The 4,946-nt window shown below is 65.0% G+C and carries 5 protein-coding genes; 2 read left to right on the forward strand and 3 right to left on the reverse strand.

The window, feature by feature from the left end:
- Positions 1-728, reverse strand: a 728-nt coding sequence (locus EN781_RS25650) for a uracil-DNA glycosylase (protein WP_127400450.1), incomplete at its 3' end; no start/stop codon positions are given.
- A gap of 49 nt (positions 729-777) precedes the next feature.
- Positions 778-1,419, reverse strand: coding sequence for a hypothetical protein (locus tag EN781_RS25655; RefSeq protein ID WP_126055750.1), 642 nt, complete (start codon positions 1,417-1,419; stop codon positions 778-780).
- Between the two features lie 197 nt (positions 1,420-1,616).
- Here EN781_RS25655 and EN781_RS25660 point away from each other — a divergent pair, with 197 nt between their 5' ends.
- Positions 1,617-3,296 (forward strand): electron transfer flavoprotein-ubiquinone oxidoreductase, encoded by a 1,680-nt coding sequence (locus tag EN781_RS25660; protein ID WP_126055749.1) that lies wholly within the window; start codon positions 1,617-1,619, stop codon positions 3,294-3,296.
- Positions 3,297-3,437: 141 nt separating this feature from the next.
- Positions 3,438-4,037 carry a DUF922 domain-containing protein gene (locus EN781_RS25665; RefSeq protein ID WP_126055748.1) on the forward strand — a complete coding sequence of 200 codons (600 nt, stop codon included), beginning with the start codon at positions 3,438-3,440 and terminating at the stop codon, positions 4,035-4,037.
- A gap of 19 nt (positions 4,038-4,056) precedes the next feature.
- Here EN781_RS25665 and EN781_RS25670 read toward each other — a convergent pair.
- Positions 4,057-4,946, reverse strand: an 890-nt coding sequence (locus EN781_RS25670) for an endonuclease/exonuclease/phosphatase family protein (protein WP_127400451.1), incomplete at its 5' end; no start/stop codon positions are given.

The raw sequence follows: 4,946 nt of genomic DNA on the forward strand, positions 1-4,946 counted from the left end.
GTCTTGGCCGAGGGGCCGCCGAGACTGACCAGCAGCTTCGGATTGACCAACTCGATCTGCCTTTCGATGAACGGCCGGCAGATCTCGGTCTCGTGCGGCGTCGGCGTGCGATTTCCCGGCGGCCGCCAGGGGATGACATTGGCGATATAGGCCGACGTGCGGTCGAGGCCGATTGCCGCCAGCATGCGGTCGAGCAGGCGCCCGGAGCGGCCGACGAAGGGCAGGCCTTCGAGGTCCTCATCGCGGCCCGGCGCTTCGCCAACCAGCATCAGCTCGGCATTGGGATTGCCGTCCGCGAAGACCAGGTTTTTAGCGGTGAATTTGAGATTGCAGCCGTCGAAGGCCGCCATGTGCTGACGCAGCTCGTCGAGCGTGGAGGCGCTGGCAGCCATCTGCCGCGCGAGCAGCGCCTGCGCCTCGTCGGGTACTGCCGCGACGGCGGGCGCGGTGCGCGCCGGCGCATCCGGCACCTTGCTTGCGTCCAGCCCGGGCGCTGCCGTTGGTCGCTCTGGCGCTCTGGTTGCGTCGCGGCCTGGCTCCGGTGCCGGCCGTTCCTGGGACCGGCTTTCGCGCGCGGCCGGTGCCTGAGCGCGCTCGGCTTGCTTCGGCTGGACGTCGGCGAAGCGGTTGATGGGCGCGTCCTCCAGCGCCTCATCGACGCCGGCGCTGGCATAGAAGGCGAGCAGCTCGGCGATTTCGGCAGGGGTGTTGGGGAAGGCGGCGATCATGCTGCCACCATCGTCCGCGCGGCGGCGATTTGCAACCTCGGTGAGTTTGTCAGCCCGTCGGTATCCGCGGATCCTGCACCAGATAGAACGTCCAGCGCGGCGTGTAGTCGGTGATCAGGAATTCGAAGCTGCCCGTCATCAGCGGGTCGATCTTGCCGTTCTTGAACAAAAGCCGGTCATAGGGTTCGAAATCGCGGTCGAACTCGGCGAAGTTGCTCGCCACGATGTTGTCGGGCGACTTATTGCGCTGGTCGAAGGACAGGCCATCGCCGAATACGCTCGGCTGGTCGAGGATCTCCTGTAGCTCGAACTGGAACTCCACCCAGGCCTGGCCGCTGTTGTTGAGCGTCTCGATGCGCATGTAAATGATGCCGTTGGCGACCTCGCCGGCCTTGCCGAATGCCTCGATCGGCTTGGTGGTGCGGATGGTCAGCGTCACCGGTGTCGCCGAATTCAGCTCTTCGGTGATGACGATCGGATCCTCCTTGGTGCCGATGCCAGAGGCGCCAGTGATGTGAAAGCCGCCGAGTTCGTCGGAAAAGGAATAGGCGCCGGTTGCCCAGACCTTTTGCGGATCGGCATGGGCAGCCGGGGCCAGCAATGGAAGGAGCGGAAGAACCGCCCGGCAAAGCCGGCCGGGCGTCGAGAAAAAGCGCGTCAATGAGAAGCCGGATGGCTCAGGCGTGCGCATGGCGCGAAGTATTGCCGATAAGCAAGCCGTCGAACAATTGAAAAACGCCGGGAGAAATGGTTCTTCCCGGCCGGGCGCGACTTTTTGTCGAAATCGGCTTTGTCCGTTAAGCGCCGGTTTCCCGTCGCGAATTGATGCGCTATGCAGCGCATGAGCCAGCACAATGCGGGAAAGCGCGGCAAGCCAGTGAGGGGTCGATGAGCGATATCGAACGCGAGAGCATGGAATTCGACGTGGTCATCGTCGGCGCTGGTCCGGCTGGCCTTGCCGCGGCGATCCGTCTGAAGCAGGTCAATCCCGAGCTTTCCGTCGTCGTGCTGGAGAAGGGCGGCGAGGTCGGCGCCCACATCCTGTCCGGTGCCGTCGTCGACCCGATCGGCATCGACCGGCTGCTGCCGGGCTGGCGCGAGGAGGAAGGCCACCCGTTCAAGACGCCGGTGACCGATGATCATTTCCTGGTGCTCGGTCCGGCCGGCTCCTTCCGCCTGCCCAATATCCTGATGCCGCCGCTGATGAACAATCACGGCAACTACATCGTCTCGCTCGGCAATGTCTGCCGCTGGCTGGCGACCAAGGCCGAGGCGCTCGGCGTCGAGATCTATCCGGGCTTTGCCGCCGCCGGCCTGCTCTACAACGATGCCGGCGCCGTCACCGGCGTGGTGACCGGCGACATGGGCGTCGAGAAGGACGGCACGCATGGTCCGTCCTTCGCGCCCGGCATGGCGCTGATGGGCAAATATGTGCTGATCGGCGAGGGCGCGCGCGGCTCGCTCGCCAAGCAGCTGATCGCCAAATACAAGCTCGCCGACGGCCGTGAGCCGGCCAAGTTCGGCATCGGCCTGAAGGAACTCTGGCAGGTCAAGCCGGAGAACCACAAGCCTGGCCTGGTGCAACATTCCTTTGGCTGGCCGCTCGACATGAAGACCGGCGGCGGCTCCTTCCTCTACCACCTCGAGGACAACCAGGTGGCGGTCGGCTTCGTCGTCCACCTGAACTACAAAAACCCGTATTTGTCGCCCTTCGAGGAGTTCCAGCGCTTCAAGACGCACCCGGCGATCAAGGGGACCTTCGAGGGCGCCAAGCGGATCGGCTATGGCGCACGCGCCATCACCGAAGGCGGCTGGCAGTCGGTGCCGAAGCTGTCCTTCCCTGGCGGCGTGCTGATGGGCTGTGCTGCCGGCTTCGTCAACGTGCCGCGCATCAAGGGTTCGCACAATGCGGTGCTATCGGGAATGCTGGCGGCCGAGCATGTCGCGCAAGCGATCGCCGACGGCCGCGCCAATGACGAGCTTTCCTCCTACGAGGCTGCGTGGCGGGCGACCGACATCGGCAAGGATTTGAAGAAGGTGCGCAACGTCAAGCCGCTGTGGTCGCGCTTCGGCACCATCATCGGCGTCGGCCTCGGTGGCCTCGACATGTGGCTGAACACGCTGTTCGGCCTCTCGCCCTTCGGCACGCTGAAGCACGGCAAGGCGGACTACGCGACGCTGGAGCCGGCTGCAAAATATGAAAAGATCGCCTATCCGAAGCCGGATGGCGTACTGACCTTCGATCGGCTCTCCTCGGTGTTCCTGTCCAACACCAATCACGAGGAAAATGAGCCGGTCCACCTCATCGTCGGCGACGCGGCACTGCAGCAGCGCTCCGAGCACGATGTCTTTGCCGGACCCTCGACGCGTTACTGCCCGGCCGGCGTCTACGAATGGGTCGACAAGGACGGCAACGCCGCTGCCGATCCGTCGGCCAAGGACGTGCGCTTCGTCATCAACGCGCAGAACTGCGTCCACTGCAAGACCTGCGACATCAAGGACCCCAACCAGAACATCAACTGGGTGCCGCCACAAGGCGGCGAAGGCCCGGTCTATCAGGGCATGTGAGACAGGCAGACGCCTGACCCGGCCGTCTCGACCGCCGCTCAAACAAAAGCCGGCGAGGGGCCAGTCTATCGGGGCATGTAACGGGCCTGTTGAAACCGCGGCGCGCTTGTGTTTCCCTTCCCTGACGAGTGGAGGAAGGCCATGCGCGTTTCGGTTCTGGCATGCCTTGCGGCGATTGGCGTCCTGTGCAGTTTCAGCCCCATAGCATCGGCCGGCACCAAGCTGCTGGTCAAGACGCGCACCTACGAGATATCAGGTACAACAGGCGTGGCCCTGGTCGCGGCGATGGACCGCAACGGCCCCAAGCATGGCTTCATGACCCGCGCCATCGCCGACACCGCCTATACGGTGAATTGGGACCTCGCCATCAGCCGCACCGATGGAGTCTGCCACCTGCGGCAGGCCGACGGCGTGCTCGACCTCACCTACACCTATCCGCGTCTGGCGCAGCCGGCCAGTGCCGCGCTCGAACGCCGCTGGAAGCGGTTCTTCGCCGGCGTCCGTGCGCATGAGGAGACGCATGGCCGCATCGCCAGGCGCATGATGCAGGCCACCGCGAAGTCGGTCCGTCGGCTCAAGCTTGCCGACAACTGGTTTTGCACCGGCACCCGCCAGGAGGCGAGACGGCGTATCAACGCCGTCTACGCCGAATACGAGGCGAAGCAAAGGGCCTTCGACGCCCGCGAGCACCGCAATGGCGGCCATGTCGAGCATCTGGTGGATGCCTTGATCAAGCCTTGAGGATCGAAGGAACGCAGCGCTAGCGCAGCGTCTTGCCCGGTTGTTTGACGGCCGCCAGCGCCGTCTCATGCTCGTCGTCCGGCTTGTTCTCTTGCGGACGCAGCGAAAACTCCACCAGCACGGGAAGATGATCGGAGCCGGTTTCTTCGAGCCGCGTCGCCGAATGGATGATCACCCCGCCCTTGCTGAACACCTGGTCGATCGGCAGGCCGGCGAAGCGCCGCAGGACATCCGGCAGCTTGATGTACATCCAGGTCGGTCCGGCCGACGGCATGACGGTGAGCTTGCCGAGCGCCGCGACACGCCGCACCGCCGCGCTCCACGGCACGGCGTTGCAGTCGCCGGCCATGATCGCCGTCTCGCCAAGCGAGGCGAGCTGCTCCGACAGTTCACCGATCTGCCAGGACTGCTCGCGCGGCCATGGCCAGCTGAGATGGATCGCGGCGACATCGGCGCTGACACCGCCGAAGTCGACGCTCGCGATCGCCATCGCCCCGCGCCGCTCGCAATGCGGCCCGGTCCCCGCGACGAACGGACGCCTGGAGAGCAGCGCAACGCCGAACACGCCGTTCGGATAGGGACAAAGGATCCGGTAGGGATAGGCGCTGGTGATATAGCCAAGCTCGGTCGTCCACATCTCCGACACCTCGTCGAGGGTGATCACGTCGGGATTGGTCCGCCCTATCAGCGACAGCACTTTCTTCGGCGTCGGATTGTCGTAGCGCAGGTTCATCTGCAGCAGGCTGTAGACGATCTGGTCGGCCGGTTTGGCGTCCGCCTGCACCGGCCACAGCCTGGGTAGCGCGCTCAGCGTCGTGGCGAAGCTGGCGATGGCGAACAGCAGTGCCGCGGCCGCCTGCAGGCGAAACGGGGTTGCAAGCAAGGGCAGCGCCAGGAGCGCGATCAGCA

The organism is Mesorhizobium sp. M4A.F.Ca.ET.090.04.2.1 (genome assembly GCF_003999085.1).
Classification (GTDB): domain Bacteria; phylum Pseudomonadota; class Alphaproteobacteria; order Rhizobiales; family Rhizobiaceae; genus Mesorhizobium.